Source organism: Actinomadura sp. 6K520 (assembly GCF_004349245.1).
Lineage (GTDB): Bacteria > Actinomycetota > Actinomycetes > Streptosporangiales > Streptosporangiaceae > Spirillospora.
Map to the genome: position 1 here is coordinate 41,375 of NZ_SMLC01000012.1, position 20,899 is coordinate 62,273.

Annotated in this window: 19 protein-coding genes; 5 read left to right on the plus strand and 14 right to left on the minus strand. The window is 73.9% G+C overall.

Annotated features, from left to right (window positions below):
- Positions 1-16 precede the first annotated feature (16 nt).
- Positions 17-613 carry a hypothetical protein gene (locus E1289_RS05725; protein WP_165970353.1) on the minus strand — a complete coding sequence of 199 codons (597 nt, stop codon included), beginning with the start codon at positions 611-613 and terminating at the stop codon, positions 17-19.
- 458 nt (positions 614-1,071) lie between these two features.
- Here E1289_RS05725 and E1289_RS05730 point away from each other — a divergent pair, with 458 nt between their 5' ends.
- Complete coding sequence (locus E1289_RS05730; RefSeq protein ID WP_131976028.1) at positions 1,072-4,761, plus strand: WD40 repeat domain-containing serine/threonine-protein kinase; 3,690 nt, start codon at positions 1,072-1,074, stop codon at positions 4,759-4,761.
- A gap of 21 nt (positions 4,762-4,782) precedes the next feature.
- On the opposite strand, the gene E1289_RS05735 is transcribed toward E1289_RS05730, so the two are convergent.
- On the minus strand, positions 4,783-6,162 hold the full coding sequence (locus E1289_RS05735; RefSeq protein WP_165970358.1) for an AMP-binding protein: 1,380 nt from the start codon (positions 6,160-6,162) through the stop codon (positions 4,783-4,785).
- Positions 6,159-7,718 carry a class I adenylate-forming enzyme family protein gene (locus tag E1289_RS05740; RefSeq protein ID WP_131976032.1) on the minus strand — a complete coding sequence of 520 codons (1,560 nt, stop codon included), beginning with the start codon at positions 7,716-7,718 and terminating at the stop codon, positions 6,159-6,161. The genes E1289_RS05735 and E1289_RS05740 overlap by 4 nt, the downstream gene beginning before the upstream one ends.
- A 151-nt stretch (positions 7,719-7,869) precedes the next feature.
- Between E1289_RS05740 and E1289_RS05745 the strand changes: the two genes are divergently transcribed.
- A complete protein-coding gene (locus tag E1289_RS05745; RefSeq protein ID WP_165970359.1) occupies positions 7,870-8,868 on the plus strand; it encodes a helix-turn-helix domain-containing protein in 999 nt (332 codons plus the stop codon).
- A 68-nt stretch (positions 8,869-8,936) separates the two neighbouring features.
- Here E1289_RS05745 and E1289_RS05750 read toward each other — a convergent pair whose 3' ends face one another.
- The 5 genes from E1289_RS05750 to E1289_RS05770 form a co-directional block, all read right to left on the minus strand.
- Complete coding sequence (locus E1289_RS05750; RefSeq protein WP_131976036.1) at positions 8,937-9,383, minus strand: SRPBCC domain-containing protein; 447 nt, start codon at positions 9,381-9,383, stop codon at positions 8,937-8,939.
- A gap of 12 nt (positions 9,384-9,395) precedes the next feature.
- Positions 9,396-9,764, minus strand: coding sequence for a metalloregulator ArsR/SmtB family transcription factor (locus E1289_RS05755; RefSeq protein ID WP_131976037.1), 369 nt, complete (start codon positions 9,762-9,764; stop codon positions 9,396-9,398).
- The gene (locus tag E1289_RS05760; RefSeq protein ID WP_131976039.1) at positions 9,761-10,222 is read right to left on the minus strand and encodes an SRPBCC family protein; all 462 of its coding nucleotides are present in this window, start codon (positions 10,220-10,222) and stop codon (positions 9,761-9,763) included. The genes E1289_RS05755 and E1289_RS05760 overlap by 4 nt, the downstream gene beginning before the upstream one ends.
- Positions 10,223-10,349: 127 nt before the next feature.
- Positions 10,350-10,952, minus strand: a complete 603-nt coding sequence (locus E1289_RS05765) for a response regulator transcription factor (RefSeq protein ID WP_131976041.1) — start codon at positions 10,950-10,952, stop codon at positions 10,350-10,352.
- Positions 10,949-12,193, minus strand: coding sequence for a histidine kinase (locus tag E1289_RS05770; protein ID WP_131976043.1), 1,245 nt, complete (start codon positions 12,191-12,193; stop codon positions 10,949-10,951). Before E1289_RS05770 ends, E1289_RS05765 begins: the two co-directional genes overlap by 4 nt.
- 167 nt (positions 12,194-12,360) lie before the next feature.
- Between E1289_RS05770 and E1289_RS05775 the strand changes: the two genes are divergently transcribed.
- Both E1289_RS05775 and E1289_RS05780 read left to right on the plus strand, forming a co-directional pair.
- A complete protein-coding gene (locus E1289_RS05775) occupies positions 12,361-12,819 on the plus strand; it encodes a hypothetical protein (RefSeq protein ID WP_131976045.1) in 459 nt (152 codons plus the stop codon).
- A complete protein-coding gene (locus E1289_RS05780) occupies positions 12,816-13,391 on the plus strand; it encodes a hypothetical protein (RefSeq protein ID WP_131976047.1) in 576 nt (191 codons plus the stop codon). The genes E1289_RS05775 and E1289_RS05780 overlap by 4 nt, the downstream gene beginning before the upstream one ends.
- Before the next feature lie 71 nt (positions 13,392-13,462).
- Here the strand turns inward: E1289_RS05780 and E1289_RS05785 are convergent, their stop codons facing one another.
- From E1289_RS05785 to E1289_RS05805, 5 genes are all read right to left on the minus strand, one after another.
- Positions 13,463-14,485 (minus strand): LLM class flavin-dependent oxidoreductase, encoded by a 1,023-nt coding sequence (locus tag E1289_RS05785; protein ID WP_131976049.1) that lies wholly within the window; start codon positions 14,483-14,485, stop codon positions 13,463-13,465.
- An 88-nt stretch (positions 14,486-14,573) separates the two neighbouring features.
- On the minus strand, positions 14,574-16,226 hold the full coding sequence (locus E1289_RS05790; RefSeq protein ID WP_131976051.1) for an ABC transporter permease: 1,653 nt from the start codon (positions 16,224-16,226) through the stop codon (positions 14,574-14,576).
- The gene (locus E1289_RS05795) at positions 16,223-17,143 is read right to left on the minus strand and encodes an ABC transporter ATP-binding protein (RefSeq protein ID WP_131976053.1); all 921 of its coding nucleotides are present in this window, start codon (positions 17,141-17,143) and stop codon (positions 16,223-16,225) included. Before E1289_RS05795 ends, E1289_RS05790 begins: the two co-directional genes overlap by 4 nt.
- Positions 17,144-17,220: 77 nt before the next feature.
- The gene (locus E1289_RS05800) at positions 17,221-17,892 is read right to left on the minus strand and encodes a TetR family transcriptional regulator (protein WP_131976101.1); all 672 of its coding nucleotides are present in this window, start codon (positions 17,890-17,892) and stop codon (positions 17,221-17,223) included.
- Positions 17,893-18,065: 173 nt separating this feature from the next.
- Positions 18,066-18,461: a RidA family protein gene (locus E1289_RS05805; protein ID WP_131976055.1), complete on the minus strand. Its 396-nt coding sequence runs from the start codon at positions 18,459-18,461 to the stop codon at positions 18,066-18,068.
- A gap of 127 nt (positions 18,462-18,588) precedes the next feature.
- On the opposite strand from E1289_RS05805, the gene E1289_RS05810 reads away from it, so the two are divergent.
- Positions 18,589-19,563 carry a WYL domain-containing protein gene (locus E1289_RS05810; RefSeq protein WP_131976056.1) on the plus strand — a complete coding sequence of 325 codons (975 nt, stop codon included), beginning with the start codon at positions 18,589-18,591 and terminating at the stop codon, positions 19,561-19,563.
- 6 nt (positions 19,564-19,569) lie between these two features.
- On the opposite strand, the gene E1289_RS05815 is transcribed toward E1289_RS05810, so the two are convergent.
- Positions 19,570-20,880 carry an APC family permease gene (locus tag E1289_RS05815; RefSeq protein WP_131976058.1) on the minus strand — a complete coding sequence of 437 codons (1,311 nt, stop codon included), beginning with the start codon at positions 20,878-20,880 and terminating at the stop codon, positions 19,570-19,572.
- Positions 20,881-20,899: the final 19 nt, after the last annotated feature.

The following is a 20,899-nucleotide window of genomic DNA, read 5'->3' on the forward strand; positions in this document are numbered from 1 at the left end:
TTCGCGCGGGTGGCCGCTACTCCCCGCCGTCCCCGTCCCCGTCGCCGTCGCCGTCGCCGTCGCCGGGCCAGCCCGTTTCGCCGTCCGCGGCGCCGTCCTCGTCCGGCCAGCCGTCCGACTGCTCGTTCTCGACCGTCCATGGCGCGGCCTCCGCCTCGGCGGCGTCGCCCTTCCGCACCGCGAACGCCCAGACCGGCTCCCCGGGGCCGCCTCCGCGGACCGGCCGCAGCCGTGCCGGGCCCCGCACCGCGGGGGCGTCGAACAGGTCGACCTGGACCGGGCCCGCGGGCAGCCTCGCGGCGTCCTCGACGCGTGCGAACGCCAGCCGGACGAAATGCAGCCGCCCGTCCACGGGAGCGACGACCGTCCGCACCGGGACGTCGCTCACCGACCGCACTTGCCGCAGCGCCACACCCCGCACGACGCGCACCACCTCGCCATGCTCCGCCCGCCGCCAGGCCCGCCGGATACCGACGAGAGCGGGCATTTCGCGGGCGGTCGTGTAGCCGACCACGATAATGATCAGCACCGCGGCGGGGACGGCCACCAGCCCCCACTTCGGGAAGGCGCCTTCCGCGACATATTCCCGCAGCCAGAGGATCAGGACCAACACCACCAACCCGATGGGGGCCGCGGCGCGGCCGAGGGCCGATGCGGGCGCCGGTGCACGGCGCTTACTCGCACGCCGCGCGACGCGAAAGGCCGTTCGCTCGTACCGCGCCGCCCGAACTCGTCCTTCAACCATGGCACCCGACCTCTTTCCGGCCGCAGGGGATCCGCATCGGTTCTCCTACTCGTGAGTGGTCATGCCTCATGTCCGTAGACGTGCGGGGAGCCCACGGTGTTCGCCTGCCCGTGCCGTGACTTCACGGCGCCGGAAAGCGCCGGCAGCCGAATGTCAATGACCTGCGTACCATTTGTCGTGTAGGGGCCCCATAAGCAGACGTCCCGCCGAGCATTTCGTTTTTCGATCCGCGACTCCTGAATACTCTGCCGAACCAGGCGTCGTTTTGCACCGTCCCAGTAGACGTCCACAAGTTGATCAGGAGCGGGAAGCGAACGGGGGCGGGAATGCCGGATCGGCTGGAGCCGGGAGATCCTCAGCAGATCGGTGAGTTCTGGCCTGCGGGCCGGCTGGGCGCGGGCGGCCAGGGCGTGGTGTACGACGCCTACGGGCCGGACGGGAGCCGGGTGGCGGTCAAGGTGCTGCACGGGGCGCAGGAGTCGCCCCGGGAACTGGAGCGGATGGCCGCCGAGGCGCGGGCCGCCCAGCGGGTCGCCTCGTTCTGCACCGCCCGGATCCTCCAGGTGCACCTGGAACCGCCGCGGCCCTACATCGTCAGCGAGTACATCGACGGGCTGAGCCTGCAGGACACCGTCAACGGCACGGGCGACCGGCCGGGCCGCCGGTTCGCCGGGGACGACCTGCACCGGCTCGGGATCGGCATCGCCACCGCGCTGGCGGCGATCCACCAGGCCAGGGTGGTGCACCGCGACCTCAAGCCCGGCAACGTGATGCTGGGCCCCGACGGTCCCCGGCTGATCGACTTCGGGATCGCGCGGGTGCTGGACACGCATTCGGCCACCGAGGGCGGGTTCGCCGGGACGCTGCGGTACACGGCGCCGGAGGTGTACGCGGGGCAGCGCGCCGGGGCCGAGGCCGACGTGTTCGCCTGGGGGGCGATCATGGTGTTCGCGGCCACCGGCGAGCACGCCTTCAAGGGCGGCGCGCTGCCCGAGATCGCCCATGCGATCCGCACCCACGAGCCGGACCTGACGGCGCTGCCGGACGCGCTGCGCCCGCTGGTGGCGGCGGCACTGGCCAAGGACCCGCTGGCCCGCCCGTCCGCGCGGGCGGTCCTGGCCGCGCTCACCCGCGACCCGCGGGAGGGGGCCGACGACCTGGCGGACCTGGTGGCCGCCGGGGCCGCGCAGGCGGGGCTGCGGTCCCGCTGGGAACCGGGCGACCCGGCGCTGGGCAAGGTCGCCGAGGACGCCTACGGCGGCCTGCCGCCGCATGCGCAGCGCCTGGTCCCGGAGGTGTTCCTGCGCTGCGTGGTGCCCGGTGAGGACGGGAGCCTGGCCACCCGCCCGGTCCCGGCCGCGGAGCTGTCGGACCGGGACGATCCCGCCGAGGCGCGGGCGCTGGAGCAGGTGGTGCACGCGTTCCGGCCGCTGCTCGCGGTGACCGGCGGGCCCCCGGACGAGCAGATCGTCCTGGCGCGACCGGCGGTGCTGCGGGCCTGGCCGCGGCTGCGGCGCTGGGCCGAGGACGAGCGCGCGGGGCTGGTGGTGCACCACCGCGTCCGGCAGGCCGCCCGCACCTGGGACGACCACGGGCGGCGCCGCGGCGACGTGCTGACCGGCGCGCACCTGGACGAGGCCGTGCACTGGGCGACCCTCGCCGGCCGCCGCCCGTCCCTCAACCGGCTGGAGCGCGGGCTGCTGGACGCCAGCACCCGCGCCCGGACCGCGCGCAGCCGGCGCGTCCGCGCCGCCGCCGCCGTGCTCGCGGTGACCACGGTGGTGTCGCTGACGGCCACCGGGTGGGCGATCCGGGCGCAGCGGACCAGCGTCGAGCAGCGCGACATCGCGGCCTCCCGCCAGCTGGCCGCGCAGAGCCGGCAGTTCGGCGGCACCGCCCCGGACAAGGCGGCCCTGCTGGCCGCCGCCGCCCACGGCGTCCGGCGGACCCCCGAGAGCCGCGCCGCGCTGCTGAACATCGCCGCCAACCCGGCCCGCGGGGTGCTGCGCGATTACCGGGGCAACCCCCTCTCGGTCACGGCCGACCGCGACGGACGGCTGCTCGCCATCCGCAACGAGGACCACACCATCGCGTTGTGGGATGTGCGGAGGCAGCGGCAGATCGGCGGCTTCCTCCGCTTGTTCCGACCCACCACGCCCTACGTGGCCACGTCGGTGGCGCTGAGCCCGGACGGCCGGACGCTGGCCGCCGCGGGGACCGAGGTCGACCACGACGGCGAGACCGTGCTGAAGCGGGCGGTGCGGCTCTGGGACGTGCGCACCCGCCGGCCGCTGGGCGACCTGCCCGTACCGGGCCGGCCCGGTTCGGTGGTCTTCACCGCCGATGGGAAGAGCCTGGCCGTCGACAACGGTGCGGAGGTCGCGCTGTGGGACGTACGGACCCGGCGGCGGAGCGGTCCCGCGGTGGCCCACTCGCAGAACGAGACCCCCGACGCCTACGCCGTGATCGACCCCCACGCCACGACCGTCGCCATCGGCGCGGAGACGGGCGACGGCCCGTCCGACACGGAGTTGTGGGATCTCACGACCGGCCGGCGCACGACCTCCTTCCCCGTGAAGGGCAAGGTGGTGGCGCTCGGCCCCGGCGGGCGGACCGTCGTCACGGTGGACCACTCGCTATCGGCCGATCGCTACAACGTCCGGCTGTGGGATGCGCGGACCGGCCGGCGGCAGGGCGGAGCCGTCCCGTCCCCCTCGGGCGAAGTGGGGCCGTTCAGTCCCGACGGGCGGGTCGTCGCCATCGGCACGCAACTGTGGGAGGTGGGCGGCACCCACGTCGGTTCGATCGGCGCGGACGTCGGTGACCCGATCAGCGTAGTCGCGTTCGCCGGCGCGGACACCGTGGCCTCCCTGGGCGAGTACGGTTCCGGAAACGCGGTGCGGCTGTGGGACGTCGGCATTCACCAGCCCGATCACCGGCCCCTCCGCGTCGGACGCGCCGAAGAGGACGTCGTCCATGGCCTCAGCGCGGACGGACGGACCCTCGTCACCGACAACACCATGTCCGACGGGCCTCTCGCCCTCCGGACGTGGGACGTCACAGCCCGGCAGGAGACAGGGCCGGCCGTCCCCCTGTCGGCGGACACAGCGCGTACACCGCTGGCCGCCCCTCCTGACGGGATCGCGGTGGCCCCGGACGGGCGGACGTTCGTCACCGGCAACTTGTACGGCCAGCTCAGGGTCTGGGATCCGGTGGCCCGGCGCGGGTTCGGCCTGGAGGGCGGCCCGGGAGGCCGTATCAGCGCGATGGCCATCAGCCCGGACGGGCGCCTCCTGGCCACCGGCGGAGGCGCGCGGAGCCAGGGGACCGACACGTCCGTCGACGGCAAGGTGCAATTGTGGGATCTCCGCACGCGCACGCTGCTCACCGAGCGGCCGCTCTTCTCCTCCGGCACGGAGGTGTCGGCGCTCGCCTTCAGCCGCGACGGCAGGACCCTGGCCGCCGGGATCGGCCGGACGGTCCGGCTCTGGAACGTCTCCGACCGCAGGGAGCTCGCCCCGCCGATCGGCGGGATCAACGGCCAGGCCGGGGTGCTCGCCTTCGGCCCCGACAACCGCACTCTCGCGATGGCCACCGGCAACACGACCGTGCTCTGGGACGTCCGCGACCGGCGCCAGATCGGCGCACCGATCACCGGCCACTCCGGGCAGGTGACGGCCCTGGCCTTCAGCCGCGACGGGACGACGCTGGCCACGGGCGGTGACGACCACGCCGTCAACCTCTGGAACCTCACGGACCAGAGCCGGATCGGCGCGCCCCTGGTGGGCCACACCGGGTCGGTGCGTTCGCTGGTCTTCAACGCGGACATGACGACCCTGACCACCAGCGACGACGAGGCGACCGTGCGGCGGTGGAACGTCGCCAGGCCCGCCGACCCCGTGGCGATCGCCTGCGCCATCGCCGGACGCACGCTCACCCGCGCCGAATGGGCCCAGTACGTCCCGCCCGGCATCGGCTACCGCGACGTATGCCCGTCCCTGGGCGAAGGCCGCTGAGCCCGGATGACCGCACGCCGATCACTCCTCGGGCAGGTCGCCGGTGACCACGAAACGGCGCGGCACCTTGTACCGCGCGAACCGCGAGCGCAGCTCGTCCTCCACGCGGGCGGCCAGCGCCCGCGGGGCCGCGTCGCCGCTGGGGACGATGTGGGCGACGACGGTCTCACCGTGCCGCCCGCCGGGTTCGCCGCTGACGAGGACGTCGGCCACGCCGGGGATCCGGCGGATGGCGTCCTCGATCTCCTGGGGGTAGACGTGGTAGCCGGTGTTGATCATCCGGTCGAGCCGCCCGCGGAGATGGAGGTAGCCGTCCGCCAGGCGGCCGAGGTCGCCCAGCGAGCACCAGCCGTCGGCGTCGGCGTACTCGGCGACCACCATCGGCGACCGGACGCGGACCTCCCCGGACGGCGCGACGCGCAGCTCGCCTGCCGCGGCGACGGGACGGCCGCAGCTGCCCGCCCGGGACATGTCGCCCCCGGCCACCGCCCGGTGGTCGGCCTGGTCGAGGACGGTGAGGGGCCAGCCGCCCTCCAGCCGTCCGTAGATCTGGACGAGGACGTCCCCGAGCAGGAGCGCGACGTCCCGCAGGTCCCCCGGTGGCAGGGGCGCCCCGCCGTAGAGCAGGCGGCGCAGCGGGCCCAGCCCGCCCGGCCGGCGCCGCACCGCGGCGGCGAGCCGGGTGACCATGCCGGTGACCATCATCGTCGAGGTGACCGTGCCGGACCGGAGCAGGTCCAGGACGGCGTCCGCGTCGAACCCGCGCATGATCACCTGCGGCAGCCCCATGCGCAGGAACGGGAAGGTCCCGACGAGCCCGGTGCCGTGCATCAGCTGCTGGACGGTGAGGAAGCACTCGTCGGGCCCGAAGCCGGGGCCGTAGCCGCCATCGCGGTAGAGGGCGGTGTTGGCGGCCATCGTGGCCTCCCAGTTGCCGTACGAGATCGGCACCGCCATCAGTTCCCCGCTGCGGACGGCCCGCGGGTAGAGCAGCAGGGTGCGGTCCGCGGGGACCTCCGGCACGGGCGGCACCGGCGGGCCGGCCAGCGGCTCGTCGTCGTCGTGCACCAGCGCTCCGGGCCCGGCGTGCTCGCGGTCCGCCAGGACGGCGTCCGTCCCGGCGGCCGCCCAGATCGAGGCGGCCTCGGCGGGTGCCGCGCCGGGATCGACGGGCACCCTGGTCGCGCCGAGCCACTCCACCGCGAGGGACGCTTCGACGGCCGCGATGGCGTTGCTGTGCCACAGCCCGATCCGCCCGCCCGCCAGGCCGCGCCCGGCCAGGGCCCCGGCGAGCCGGTCGACCCGCCCGGCGAGCTCCTCGCCGGTGCGCGTCCGGCCCGCGTCATCGCTGAGCAGCACGCGGGATCCGGCGGCCAGGAGGGCGGCCCGGGCGGCGTTCACGAACCCGCCGCCAGCCGCTCGCGCAGGACGGCGCGCTGCACCTTCGCCCCGCCGAGCACGCAGGGCAGCTCGTCGACGACGAGGATCTCGGGCCGCTCGTGCGGGAACAGCCCCGGCGCGGCCGTGCGGTCGATGTCCTCCCGCAGGACGTGGTTGTCGGCGAACCCCTCCTTGAGGACGACCGCGGCGACGACCCTGTCGTCCCCGAGCCCGACGACACCGCAGTTGGCGACCGCCGGGTGCTTCAGCACGGCCGCCTCCACGGCGTGCGGGTACACGCTCCCGGACGACGTCGGGATCGAGTCCGCGGCGCGGTCGACGTAGTAGAGGAAGCCGTCCTCGTCCAGATGGCCGACGTCGGCGGGCCGGAACCAGTCGCCGGGCAGGAAGGCGTCCGCGGTGCGATCGGGCATGCCCCAGTAATGGCCGATCGACATCGCGCTGCGGACGACGATCTCGCCCAGGCGGCCCGTGGGGACGCGCCGGCCGGCGTCGTCGACGATGGCGACCTCGAAGAACGGGGACGCGGGCCGTCCCACGCTGCTGACCCGCTCCGGGTTCTCGGCGACGTCCGAGGCGAGCAGGCGGGTGGTGACCGCGCCCTGTTCCGTCGAGCCGAACCCGTGGCACCACACCGGCCCCAGCAGGACGGCCGTGCGCTCCAGGATCTCGGGGGTCGCGAAGAACACCACCAGCCTGCGCAGGTGGTGGTCGATGCCGCCGTGCAGCTCGATGAGGTCGAGGATCGGGTCGAGCATCGGCGCCGGCAGCAGGAGGCCGGTGACGCCCTCGGAGACGATGACGTCCAGGACGTGGGCGGGGTCGAAGTCGGAGTCGTCCACCAGCACCGTCCGGGCCCCGCGGACGAGGTACGGGTACAGCAGCTGGAAACCCGTGGCCCACTGCAGCGCGTGCGCGTGCAGCACGACGTCGGAGGGGCCGACCGGTTCGAGTCCCGGTGCGAACGTGTCGACGTGGTGGAGGTTCTGGTCGATCACCGCCGCCCACGACCGGTGGCTGACCGTCCAGGGCTTGGGGCGGCCCGTGGTGCCGGACGTGGGCTGGATGAAGGCGGGTGAGTCCTCGTCCACGTCCAGGGGCTCGGCCACGGGAGATCCGGCCGCCAGCACGTCCGCCCACGGGGTCGCCCAGGAGGGCGTCCCCTCCCCCACCGCGATCAGCAGGAGGTCGCCGAGCCGGTCCAGGTGCGCCTCGACGGCCCCGGCGAACCGGGTGTCGAAGATCAGCCCGCGGGCGCCGACCTGCTCCAGCAGCTCCACGTGGGTGGCCATGTCGAAGTGGCTGTGCAGGACGACCCGGACGATGCCGGCCCGCTCGCATCCCAGCCAGGCGTGCACGACCTCGGCCCGGTTGTGGGAGAGCACGCCGACCCGCTCACCCACGCCCGCCCCGAGGGCGGCGAGGCCCGTGGCGACCCGGTTCGCCGACGCGTCGAGTTCCGTGAACGTCTGGGTTCCGCGGGCCGTGGTGAGCGCGGTCCTCCCGGCGAACCGCGCCGCCGCGTCGACCGGCAGCATCCCCGCTCTGATCAGCATCTTTCCTCCTCGTGAGGTCCGGCGATGCCCACGACGCTAAGCGGCGGCTCCGGGCGGTGGGCGGCCGTTGCGCGGACCGACAACCGATTTGGCACGCATCGACAAGTTCCGGGCTTGTCTCCCCGAATCCACCGTCCTAGCGTTGGTTTTCGTGGGACGGGTGCTCTCCACCGAACAGGTAGCGCCGCGGGACCGGATCGCGTACTGGCACGAGGTCATCTGCTCGACCTTCATCAAGCTGGACGTGGCCCAGACCAGCGGCGGGAGCTTCCGCGGCATGGTGCGCGACCACGAGGTCGGGCCGATCCGGGCGACCCGCATCGTGACCGATCCGATGACCGCCGAGCGTTCCCGCCGCCATCTGCGCGCGGCGGAGGAGGACGTCTGCCTGCTCGCGCTGCAGCTGCGCGGCCGGACCATCGGCCACCAGGACGGGCGGCGGGCCGTCCTCGCACCGGGCGACCTGGCGCTGTTCGACAGCACGCGCCCCTACCTGGTGGACTTCCAGGGCCCGCGGTTCGACCACCTGGTGCTGCAGTTCCCCCGCGCCGCGCTCCGCGAGCGCGGCATCGAGGCGGACGGCGCCACGGCCCGGCGGATCGCGGTGGACTCCATGATCGGCCGCCTGGTCTCCCCCTTCATCGTCAACGCCACCCGGGTGGCGGACGCGGCCGGCCCGGAGACCGGGGAGCGGCTCGCCGAGATGGCGCTGGACCTCGTCGCGACCGCGCTCGCCCCCTTCGGCGGGCTCGACCGCCCGCCCCCCGCGCCGGGGGAGGAACTATTGCACCGGGTCGAGCTCTACATGCAGCTGCACCTGTCCGACCCGGGCCTGTCCCCGCCCAAGGTCGCCGCGGCGCACAACATCTCGCTGCGCCAGCTCCACCGGCTGTTCGCCCGCGAAGGGACCACGTTCGGGCGCCGGCTGCGCGAGGAGCGGCTGCGCCGCTGCTTCGACGACCTGGCCTCCCCGCTGCTCGCCGCACGGTCCATCGCGGAGATCGGCGCCCGCTGGGGCATGCCCGACGCGCCCGGCCTCAGCCGCGCCTTCCGCGCCCGCTACGGCATGAGCCCCCGCGAGCACCGGAGGGCCGCCCTCGCGATGTCCGGCACGGCACCGCACACCGCGCGGCCGGAGGTGCTCGCTTAGGGCGATCGGGCGGCGGCCGTTCACCGGGGCCGCCGCCCCGGTGCCCGCCGCCGCCCGCACCCGCTCCCTCAGTGCCAGTCGCTGATCCGCACGTCTCGCGGCGCCGGCGCGCCCTTGCCGGTCTCCAGAAGGGACTTCAGGCTCATCAGGTAGGTGGCCCACTTGGTGCTGCAGTGGTGCATGAACTCCACGGGCTCCTTCCACCCCTGGTGCTTGAACAGCACGATCGTGTAGTCGCCGCTCTTGCGCAGCTCCCAGTCGACCGTCGTCCCCAGCCATTCCTCGGGGCCCTCGGCGACGCGCCACACCACCCGCTCGGACGGCTTCACTTCGACGACCTCCATGTCGAAGCCGCCGATCGGGGGGAACCGGAACTCCAGGACGCCGCCCGCGTCGCCGCTTCCCTTGGTGTCGTCCGTCCACCAGCCCGCGAGGCCCTCGACGGTCGTCAGCGCCTGGTACACCTCGTCCGGCGAGGCGTCCTCGATACCGATCCTGTGCAGGATGTCCACCATGTGCCCGTCTCCTTAATCCTGTACGTGCTGTGAGTCGTGCCGAGTGCGCTGGACCATCTCGGCGATCCGCTTGATCCGCTGCAGGCGGGCGTCCCAGGCCGCCCCGACCGAGGAGAGCTGTGCCACCGCGCGGGCGAGCTGGGCGTCGTCCACCTGGTACCTCTTCTCGCGTCCCTCCGGCCTGCCCCGCACCAGACCGGCGCGGTCCAGGACGACGAGGTGCTTGGCCACCGCCTGGCGCGTGACCGGCAGCCGCCGGCTCAGCGTGGTCGCGGTGCCCTCGCCCTCGCTGAGCAGGAGGTCGAGCATCCGGCGCCGGGTCGGATCACCGATCGCCGACCACAGGTCGTCGTCGACCTGCTCGGCCGCCGGAACGCTCACGACCCGGCCGCCAGCGTCTCGGCGTAGGGCGCCAGCTGCGGGAGGTGGAGGTCCCACCCGCTGATGTGCTCCTTGTACTGCTGTTCGAGGACCGCGGCCTCCCAGCCCATCTCGCGGAAACCGGTCTCGGTCATCTTCAGCAGCGTGCCGCCGCCGGACGGGGCCAGGTCGAAGGTGACCAGCAGCGAGTTGCCCTCCACCGCGGTGTCGCCGGCCGGGTGCGTCCAGCGGAACGAGAACGTCCGCGGCGGCCGTGCGTCGACGACGGTGAACCCCATGACCGTTCCGCCGGCGTCACGTTCGCCGAAGACGATCTCTCCCGTGCTCCCGGGGACCGCCTCGTACCGGGCTTCGTCCGGCCACCACTCCGTGACGTGCTCGGGGCTGCTGACCACCTCGAACACGACCTCGGGCGCCGCCTCGACATAGATCTCCCGCTGAATCGTCCCGAACTCCATGAACTCTCCTTCTGCAACCTTTGATTGCACGTCAGCCTAGCCGCATGCGCCACCAACTCGCAACCATCGGTTGCATTTCATCCCGGCGCCGACGGCGGCACGGTCGCCCGCGTCACCCTGGCCGAGGTCAGATCCAGCCCTGCTGCCAGGCGTGGTGGGCGGCGGCGTGGCGGGTGGAGACGTGGAGCTTGGTCATGGCGGCGGAGAGGTAGTTGCGGACCGTGCCCGGGGCCAGGTGGACCTGGGCGGCGATCTCGTTGACGGACGCGCCGGTGCGGGCCGCGCGAAGGACCTCCAGCTCGCGGTCGGTGAGGGGGCACTCGTCCTCGGTGAGGGCGGACGCGGCGATGTCGGGGTCGACGTAGCGGCGGCCCGCGGCGATGTCGCGGATGATCTCGGCGAGGCGGGCGGCGGGGGTCGTCTTGGGCACGAAGCCGCGCACCCCTGCGGCGAGGGCCCGGCGCAGCACCGCGGGACGCGCGTGCCGGGTGACCAGGACGATCTGCGCCGGCGTCGCGGCCAGGATCTCCTCGGCGGCGCGCAGCCCGTCGGCGGGCGGCATCTCCAGGTCCAGGACCGCGATGTCCGGGCGGTGCTCGCGGGCCAGGCGGACCGCGTCGGTGGACGTGGCCGCCTCCGCGACGACGACGAGGTCCGCTTCGAGCGCGAGCAGGGCCGCCAGGGCGCTCCGGAGCATCTCCTCGTCATCGGCGATCAGCAGCCGGATCATCGGCGCTCCTCCCCGGGGGCGGCCGCCCTCACCCGGTCGGCGCGCGGTTCCCCCGGCGGGACGGCGGGCAGCGACGCCGTGACCTCGAACCGGCCGCCGTCGCGGGTCCAGGCGAGGTCGCCGCCCGCGGAGACCAGCCGTTCGGCGAGGGAGCGCAGACCGGTGCCGGACGCGCCGCCGCCGGTGGCGTCGAGGACGCCGTCGTTGCTCACCCGGAGGCGCGCGACGCCGTCGGTGACGCGGTAGTCGATCGACGCGTGGCGTGCCCGGCTGTGCCGGAGGAGATTGGTGGTGGCCTCCCTCATCACCAGTCCCAGCAGATGGCGGGCGGCCTCGGTGATGGCGGCGGTGACGGCGGCCGGGTCCGCGGTCGTGCGGGCGTCGATGCCCGCCGAGGCCAGGATGCGCGTGGCGTTGGCGATCTCCTCGTCCAGGCTGGTGCGGCGGTAGCCCCGCACCACGGCGCGCGTGTCGCGGAGTGCGTCCGTGGCCAGCCGCTGCACCTCCCTCATCTCGGCCGTGGCGCGTTCCGGGTCGGCTTCCGCGAGCCGGGCGGCCAGCTCGCTTTTCAGGGCGATGACCTGCAGGTGGTGGCCCTGGATGTCGTGCAGGTCGGCGGCGAAGCGCAGCCGCTCGTCCTTGACGGCCAGCTCCGCCGACAGCCGCCGCGCCTCGTCCAGCCGTCCGGTGATGTCCCAGGCCCACAGGGGGCCGAGCATCGCCCAGACGATGAAGGCCGTGATCCCGGGCGGGAACAGCGCCGCGTACACCAACCGGCCGTCCCCGGCCGCCAGGCTGACGGCGCCGCCCGGCAGCGCCGCGAGGAGCAGCGCGCCGACGACCAGCCACCGCCGGGGCCGCCCGGCGAGATAGGTCGCCGCGACCGCCGTCATGATGGCGGGCGCGATGGGCCACAGCCCGTAGTCGCGCAGCGCGAGCGGGCCGGCGGCGAGCACGAGCGCGGCCAGTGCCCCGGCGGCCGGCCAGCCCGCCGGCGGGCGGGGACGGGACGGGTGCCCGCCGGCCGACAGGCGCCGGTTGAGGAGCGCCACGATCGCGGCCACCTCGACGACCAGCGCGGCGGCGCCGAGGACCCGCGGCCGGATCGGCACGTCGCCGTCCAGGATCCACTCGCCGGTGAACAGGATCAGGAGGGCCACGTTGGTCCCCGGGACCGCCCACCAGGTGTAGCGGCGGAAACCCGCGAGGCCCGTCCCGCCCTCTCTCGCCTGGTCACGCACGCCGCCATTGTTTCAGCAGCGCACCATACGCGTCGTATGTCGTTTGTGATGAATGCGCATGACAGATGTCATTCGCATCGGTATCGGTCCGTCACTACTGGGGGCCTGCACGTTCTCGCAGGCTGAGGACGTCGGAAGGACCGACCGCGTAACGAGGAAGGACCGCCATGCGACCTCAACCCGACAGCACGCTCACCCACGGGGCGGGCACCCGCCGGCACGGTGGCTGGGGGCATTTCGCGCAGCACTACGTGGAGATGCTCCTGGCGATGGCCGCCGGAATGCTGGTCTTCGGCGCGGCCGTCCGGGGCGTCCTGGCGCTCACGGGAGGGGAGCTGTCCATGGGGCGGCACCCCGAACTGGCGTCCCTGGAGATGGCGTTCGACATGTCGGCCGGGATGCTCATCTGGATGCGCGTCCGCGGCCACGCCTGGGCCGGCTCCCTGGAGATGTGCGCGGCGATGTTCGCGCCCCTCGCCGTCCTGCTCCCCCTCCTGTGGGTGGACGTCATCACCACCGACTCCCTGATGATGCTCGAACACGCGCTGATGCTCCCGCTCATGCTCCTGGTCATGCTCCGCCGCCGCGACGAGTTCGCCCACCGGTCCCCGAAGGGTTCGCGATGACCGAAGTAGCGCAGGAGCACCGGGGAACGCTCTGGAAGGCGGCGCGCCGCTGGCCGACGGCGGTGGCGCTGGCCGCCGCGGCGCTCATCTGGGGCGGCGGCCTCGGCGACGTGGCCGGCGCGGTGTCCGGGCTCGGGCCCGTGATACTCCTGCTGGCCCTGGAGTACCTGATCCTCAACCAGATCGGCCGGCGCGCGGCGTCGTGGCCCGTGATCGGCGGCATCGTCGCGGCCGTCTTCGTGATCGAGCTGCTGGACGTCGTCGACCTGACCACCGTCGTCGTCGCCGTCGCGCTCGTCCTGCTGGTGTGGGGCGCCGTCAGGGGGACGCCGAACGGACGGCGCGCTTTCGGGGTCCAGGCCGCGGGAATGCTCGGTTTCGCGGCGCTAGCACTGGTGGGCATGGCGGTGGACCCCGACCTGGGCCGCTACCTGGTGGCGGCGGGCTGGCTCCTCCACGGGATCTGGGACTTCGTGCACCTGAAGCTCGGCAGGGTGGTGTCCCGCACCTACGCCGAAGCCTGCGGCGTCATAGATGTGGCCGTCGCCGCCATGCTCCTCTTCCTCCTGTGAGCCCGCCGGGCCGCACACGGAGCGGAGCACCGTGGCGACCCGGTTCACCGGCGACGGTTCATTCGAGAGCGCTAGCGCCAGCCCAGTTCGGGGGCCACGTGGGTCAGGATGCTCTCCAGGACGTGCGCGTTGTAGTCCACCCCCAGCTGGTTGGGGACGGTGAGCAGCAGCGTGTCCGCCGCCTGGATGGCCTCGTCCTCGGCGAGCTGCTTGACCAGCACGTCCGGTTCGGCCGCGTACGAGCGACCGAAGATCGCCCTGGTCTTCGCGTCGATCATGCCGATGTGGTCGCCGTCGTCGCCGTTCCGGCCGAAGTAGACGCGGTCCAGGTCGCTGGTCAACGCGAAGATGCTGCGGCTGACCGACACGCGCGGCTCGCGCTCGTGCCCGGCCTCCCGCCACGCCCGCCGGTACGCCTCGATCTGCTTGCGCTGCTGGACGTGCAGCGGCTCGCCGGTCTCGTCGTCCTTGAGCGTGGAGCTCTGCAGGTTCATCCCCAGCGTGGCCGCCCACACGCCGGTCGCGTTGGAACCCGAGCCCCACCAGATGCGGTCGCGCAGCCCCGCGGAATGCGGCTCGACGCGCAGCAGCCCGGGCGGATTGGGGAACATCGGCCGCGGGTTGGGCTTGGCGAAGCCCTTGCCCTGCAGCACCGTGAGCAGCACCTCGGTGTGCCTGCGCGCCATGTCGGCGTCGGTCTCGCCCTCGGCCGGCTCGTACCCGAAGTACCGCCACCCGTCGATGACCTGCTCCGGTGACCCCCGGCTGATGCCGAGCTGCAGCCGCCCACCGGAGATCAGGTCGGCGGCCCCCGCGTCCTCGGCGAAGTACATCGGGTTCTCGTACCGCATGTCGATCACACCGGTGCCGATCTCGATGCGCGAGGTCTTCGCGCCGATCGCGGACAGCAGCGCGAACGGCGACGCGAGCTGCCTGGCGAAGTGGTGCACCCGGAAGTAGGCGCCGTCGGCCCCGAGCTCCTCCGCGGCCACGGCGAGGTCGATCGACTGCAGCAGCGCGTCCGCCGCCGACCGCGTCCGCGACCCCGCGCCGTCACTCCAGTGCCCGAACGACAGAAACCCGATCCTCTTCACACCCGTGCCAACCACCCCTGCACCCGCGACATTCCAGCGCCCACTCGGTCCGACCACCCTCCGAGCACCGACCGCCTCGGCTCCGGTGTCAGGCCCCGGTGTTGAGGTCGCGGCGGGCGAAGGTTCGCAGGGCCAGGGCGGTCAGGGCGGCGGCCAGGAGGGTCAGGACGCCGACGGCGGTGGTGGCGATCTCCTCGCCCGGATAGTCGCCGACGTGCGCGAACGGGGAGACGCGGACCGCGCCGTCCGGGAGGTCGAGGACGGGGGCGAAGAGCCCGGCGACGACGCCGTAGCCGAGGACGGCCCACAGGATCGGCAGCAGGCGCGGCAGCGCCCCGTACAGCAGGCCGGCGGCGGCGAGGAGCAGCCACACGGCCGGGGTGTGGGCGACGTGGCCGAGCGCGGTCTTCCACAGCAGTGCGGCGTCGCCGGTGCCGATGGCCGCGGCGGCTCCGGTGCTCAGCCCCGCGACGAGCAGCAGCCACGGGACGCCGAGCGCGGTGACGGCGAGGTTGCCGCCGAGCCAGCCGGTGCGGCTGACGGACGTGGCCAGGACGGGTTCGGTGCGCCCGGCGGTCTCCTCGGCCCGGACCGACTGCACGGCCAGCAGGGCGAACACGGTGACCGTGAACGCCATCGTCAGGCCCATGACACCGAGGTAACCCGCGATCAGGTTCTCGCCCCCGCCCATGACGGCGACCAGCTCCTCCGGGGCGTCGTCCAGCCCCTCGGCCAGGGGCTGGGCGAACGCACCGTAGGCCAGGCCGGCGACCAGCAGCGCGCTGCTCCAGCCGATGATGCCGGCGCGCTGGAGGCGGAAGGCCAGGGCGGGCGCGTCGCGGAGCCACGCGGCGGCGCGGGGCGGGCCGGGTAGCGGCGGGACGAGTCCCGCGTCGAGGTCGCGGCGTCCGGACAGGCGGTATCCGGCGGCGGCGGTCCCGGCGGCGCAGGCCAGCGAGAGGGCGAGCGGCCACCACCGGTCGAGCGCGTAGGGGCCGGTCTGCTGCGACCAGCCGAGCGGGGACAGCCACGACAGCCAGGACGCCCAGCCGTCCTGGGCGGCCGCCATGTCGCCGAGGCCACGCAGGACGAACGCGGCCCCGAGGATCGCGCCGGTGAGCCCGGACGCGGCGCGCGGGTAGGCGAAGACCTGCACGGCGATCGAGGCGATGCCGCCGAACACCAGCCCGACGGCCCCGGCGGACGCGCCGAACAGGACCGACCCGGCGGTGGCGTGCCCGGCGGCGAGCAGGACCGCGGTGACCAGGGCGGCGATGGTCACGCTCATCAGCGCGGTGAGCAGCAGCGCGGCGGTGAGCTGGGCGGACCGTCCGACGACGTTCGCGCGGACCAGTTCGGCCCGTCCCGAGCGTTCCTCGGCGCGGGTGTGCCGGGTGACGGTCAGCAGCGCCATCAGCGCCGCGCCGAGCATGATGTACAGGCCGTACTGCCCCGACAGGAACCGTTCAACGGTGATGGCGTCGTAGCCGTAACCGGGGCCGCCGAAGATCGCCCCGGCGGGGCTGGTGGAGAACCCGCTGACCGCCTCCAGGTCCTCGGTCGTGGTGTAGACCGCGCCCAGCGCGGCACTGAAGTAGCCCATGAACAGGGCGATGCCGAGGGTCCAGGCGGGGAACCGGATGCGGTCGCGGCGAAGCATGAACCGCAGCAGCGTGCCCGTGCCCGTCAGCGGTCCCACCGACGCGGCGGGAGCGGCCGCGGGGAGTGTCGTCGCGGTCATGACGCGCTCCGGGCGGTGACGCCGTCACCGGCGAGCTCGTCGCCGTAGTGGCGCAGCAGCAGTTGCTCCAGGGTCGGCGGATGCGCGGTGAGGGCGTGGACGTCCAGCTCACCGAGGCGGCGGACGACGGCCGCCATGTTGTCGCCGTCGACGTCGAAGCGGATCCGCCCGTTCTCGGTGCGCAGGTCGTGGACGCCGGGCAGGCCCGCGAGGTCGCGGGCGTCCCGGTCGGTGGTCGCGGTGACGGTGGTGCGGGTGAGGTGCCGCAGCTCGGTCAGCGTGCCTGTCTCCACGATCCGGCCGCCCCGGATGATCGAGACGCGGTCGGCGAGCGCCTCGACCTGGGCGAGGATGTGGCTGGACAGCAGGACCGTCCGCCCGGCGTCGCGGGCCTCGCGGATGCACTCCTGGAAGACGGCCTCCATGAGCGGGTCGAGGCCGGCGGTCGGCTCGTCGAGCAGCAGCAGGTCGGCGTCGCAGGCCAGCGCGGACACCAGCGCCACCTTCTGCCGGTTGCCCTTGGAGTAGGTGCGGCCCTTCTTGGTGGGGTCGAGGTCGAACCGCTCGCAGAGCTCGTCCCGGCGGGGCGCGTCGGTGCCGCCGCGCAGCCGGGCGAACAGGTCGATCGCCTCGCCGCCGGTGAGGTTCGGCCACAGCTCCACGTCGCCCGGGACGTAGGCCAGCCGGCGGTGCAGGCCGACCGCGTCGTCCCAGGGGTCGCCGCCCAGCAGCCGGACCCGTCCCGCGTCGGCGCGGAGCACGCCGAGCAGGATCCGGATCGTGGTCGACTTCCCGGCGCCGTTCGGCCCGAGGAATCCGTGCACATGGCCGGTCTGCACGGACAGGTCGAGCCCGTCCAGCGCCTTCACTTTCCCGAAGGACTTGTGCAGGTCGTGGATATCGATGGCAGGGGTCATTGTTCAGCCCTCGCTGAAAAGCATGATGAAAAGTGCGGCCGAGCGCGCTCGGCGGGGTGGTGAAATGGCGTGATGCGTCAGTCCTGGGCCCCGTCGCGGGGCGGGTCCGGGACGTACAGGAGGTACTCCTCCAGGAGCGACCGGTCGGTGTAGAGCCCCTCGGTGAACACTTCGAGCACGGGAACCGTCACCTCCTCGATGTAGGCGCGCAGTGCCTTGCCGAAGGACGCCGGGTCGGCGTGCTCGGGGTGCATCGTGAGCCACATCAGGATGGAGCCCATCGACTGGTACGCCATCACCCGCGCGCGGGCGACCGGGTCGCGGCTCGGCCGGATCACCCCGGCCGCCACCCCCGCCTCCAGGTACCGCGCCGCGTCGTCGACCATCTGCTCGAACAGCTCGGCCGCCAGGTCACCGCCCTCGCGCATCGATCGCACGACGTACAGGACGACGGGCGCGAACCGCTCGACATCGGCCAGCTGCGCCAGGAGCCCGGCGGCGGTGCCGCCGGTCGTCGCCGCGCGTTTCTCCGCGACGATGACTTCGCGCACATGCTCGTCGCACGCGCGCCGCAGTCCCTGCTTCGAGCCGTAGTAGTGCACGACCAGGCCCGGCGACACCGCCGCGTCCTCGGCGATGGCCCGGACCCCGACGGTGAACCCGTCCCGGCCGAACCGCTCGATCGCGGCATCCCGGATACGGGCGGCGGTTCCCAGGTCGCCGCCATCCGCCGAAGCCGCGCTCCACATGCTCACGGAAACAGATTAAACACTCGTTCAATGATCAGCAAGGGGGCTCGTGGATAACATGTTGATAAAACAGGGGGGACACCGTGTGCGGCCGCGCACCGCCACTCGAGACGCCGTGCCGCCGGTGGTTCGTGCCGCCTCCGGCGGGTCGCCGGAGGCGGCACGGGGTTCCCTCACGCGGCGGCGGTGCCCTCCAGTTCGATCAGCAGGTCGGGGAGCGCCAGGCGGGTCACGCCGAGCATCGTGGTGGGCGGTGCCGCACCGGCGGCGCCCAGCCGCGACGCGAGGACGCCGTAGTGCTGGAAGAGCAGGTCGACGTCGGTCGTGTAGACGTTGAGCCGGACGAGGTTCCCGAGGGACATGCCGGCCTCGGCGAGCACGGCCTCCAGGTTGTCGAGGCTCAGCGCCACCTGCGCCGCCATGTCACCGGCGTGCTGGGGCTTGCCCTCGCCGCTCATCGCGGTCTGCCCGGCGCAGTACAGGGTCCGGGTGTGCCCGGAGACGACCTCGCCCTGGTTGTAGCCCATCTCCGCCGACCACGCCCACGGGTTGACCGCGGTTCGCTCCATTGCCACATCCGCTCCGTTTCGATTGATCGTGTGCGCCGACCGGCCCGGCGGCCGTCGGCTTCGGTCGCGTGATGAGCCTCCCAACGAATCACGACATCCTCTGTCATGTATTCGGTAGCGTCTTCTCATGCGCGCCGACCGGTTGGTCTCGCTGGTGCTGCTGCTGCGCCGGCGCGGCCGGCTGTCGGCGGCGACGCTGGCCCGCGAGCTGGAGGTGTCCACCCGCACCGTCCTGCGCGACATCGAGGCGCTGTCCGCCGCGGGCGTCCCCGTCTACGCCGAACGGGGCCGGCACGGCGGGTTCGCGCTGCTGCCCGGGTTCCGGACCGAGCTCACCGGGCTGAACCACGACGAGGCGCTCGCCCTGCTGGTCGCCGGGTCGCGGCGCGGCGCGCAGGCGTTCGGGCTCGGCTCGGCGCTCGCGTCGGCCATGCTCAAGGTGGTGGACGCGCTGCCCGAAGGGCACCGGGACACCGCCGCGGGCGCCGTCGAGCGACTGCTCATCGACCCCGAGACCGACCTCCTCTCGCGACGGCAGGCCGCCGAGGAGGTACCCGACGCCATCGTGGCCGAGATCCGGCGCGCGGTGTTCGCCGGGCACCGGCTGCGCATCCACTACGCGGCCGTCGACCAGGCCCCGAAGTGGCGCACGGTGGACCCGATCGGCCTGGTCACCGTGCGCGACCAGGGCTACCTGCTGGCCACGAGGTCCGGCGCGGACCGCACCTACCGGCTGTCCCGGGTCCGCGCCGCCGAGGAACTCGACGAACCCGCCGAGCGGCCGGACCGGGTCGATCTGGAGCGGGCCTGGCAGGAGCGCGGCACCCGGTTCCGGGCCGGCGGCGACCAGGTCACCGTCCTGGTACGGCTGGACCCGGCGCGGCGGGAGGAGCTGGTGGGCACCGCGCTGGCCGTCCGCGCCGAGGACACCGACGCGGACGGCCTGCTGCGGATGGAGGTGGCCTTCCAGGACGCGAGGCACGCCAGATGGGCGCTGTGGCAGCTCGCCGCGGACGCCGAAGCCCTGGAGCCGGAGTGGCTGCGCACCGCGCTGCGCGACCGCGCCGCCGCGATCGCGGCCCGCTACGGGGCACCGTCGTGAGCTCCGCTACGCGCGCCGCGCCAGGACGACCTTGCGGCCGACCAGGCCGGCGGCGAACATGGCCGCCGCGCCGAGGACCGAGCCCCAGGGCAGGGTGACGGCCAGGGTAAGGCAGCCCGCGGCGCCGAGCACGTTCAGCGCCCGCGGCCAGCGCCGGTCGCTCGCCGGCTGGGTGAAGGCGGCCGCGTTGGCGATGGCGTAGTAGACCAGCACGCCGAAGGAGGAGAACCCGATCACCTCGCGCAGGTCGGCCACGGCGACCAGCGCGCTGACCGCGACGGCGACGGCGATCTCGGCGCGATGGGGAACCCGGTGGCGGGGGTGGACGGCGGCGAGCCGGCCGGGCAGGTCGCGGTTGCGGGCCATCGCCAGTCCGGTGCGGCCGATGCCGGCGATGAGGGCCAGCAGCGCGCCGAGCGCCGCGAGCGCGGCTCCCACGCGGACCACCGGGGTGAGGAAGCCCGCGCCGGCGGCCTCGACGGCGGTGGTCAGCGGCGCGGTCGCCCCGGCGAGCCGGACCGGGCCGAGCGCCGCCAGCACGGCCACGCCGACGGCCGTGTAGACCGCCACGGTGAGCAACAGCGCGATGGGGACGGCGCGGGGAATCGTGCGCCGGGGGTCGCGCACCTCCTCCCCCAGTGTCGCGATGCGCGCGTAGCCGGCGAAGGCGAAGAAGAGCAGCCCGGCCGCCTGCAGGACGCCGTGGACGCCCCCGGTGCCCAGCGCGGACCAGCCCCCGAGGCCGTCCGCGCCCGCGCCGTCCCCGGCGATGATCGCGAGCACCACGGCGGCCAGTGCGGTCAGGCTGGTGGCGACCAGGACGCGGGTGGCGAGCGCGGTCCGGGTCACGCCGCGGTAGTTGAGCGCGGCCAGGCCCGCCACGGCGGCGATCGCCGCCGCTCGCCGCGCCCACTCCGGGCCGGGGACGGCGTAGGCGGCGAAGGTGAGCGCCATCGCGGCGCACGAGGCGGTCTTGCCGACCACGAACCCCCACCCGGCGGCGAACCCCCACCAGGGGCCGAGCCGTTCGCGGCCGTAGACGTAGGTACCGCCCGAGGTCGGATAGGCCGCCGCCAACTGCGCCGAGGCCACCGCGTTGCAGTAGGCGACGACCGCCGCCAGCGCCAGCCCGAGCAGCAGGCCCGTACCGGCCGCCGCCGCGGCGGGGCCGTACACGGTGAACACCCCGGCCCCGATCATCGAGCCCAGGCCGATGACCACCGCGTCCCCGGTGCCCAGCCGGCGCGCGAGGCGGCCGGGAGCGGCGGGGTCCGGCGGCGGCGTCCCCGGCTCGGGATCCGTACGCCGCGGGGTCATGCGTGTCCTCCGCTCCTCC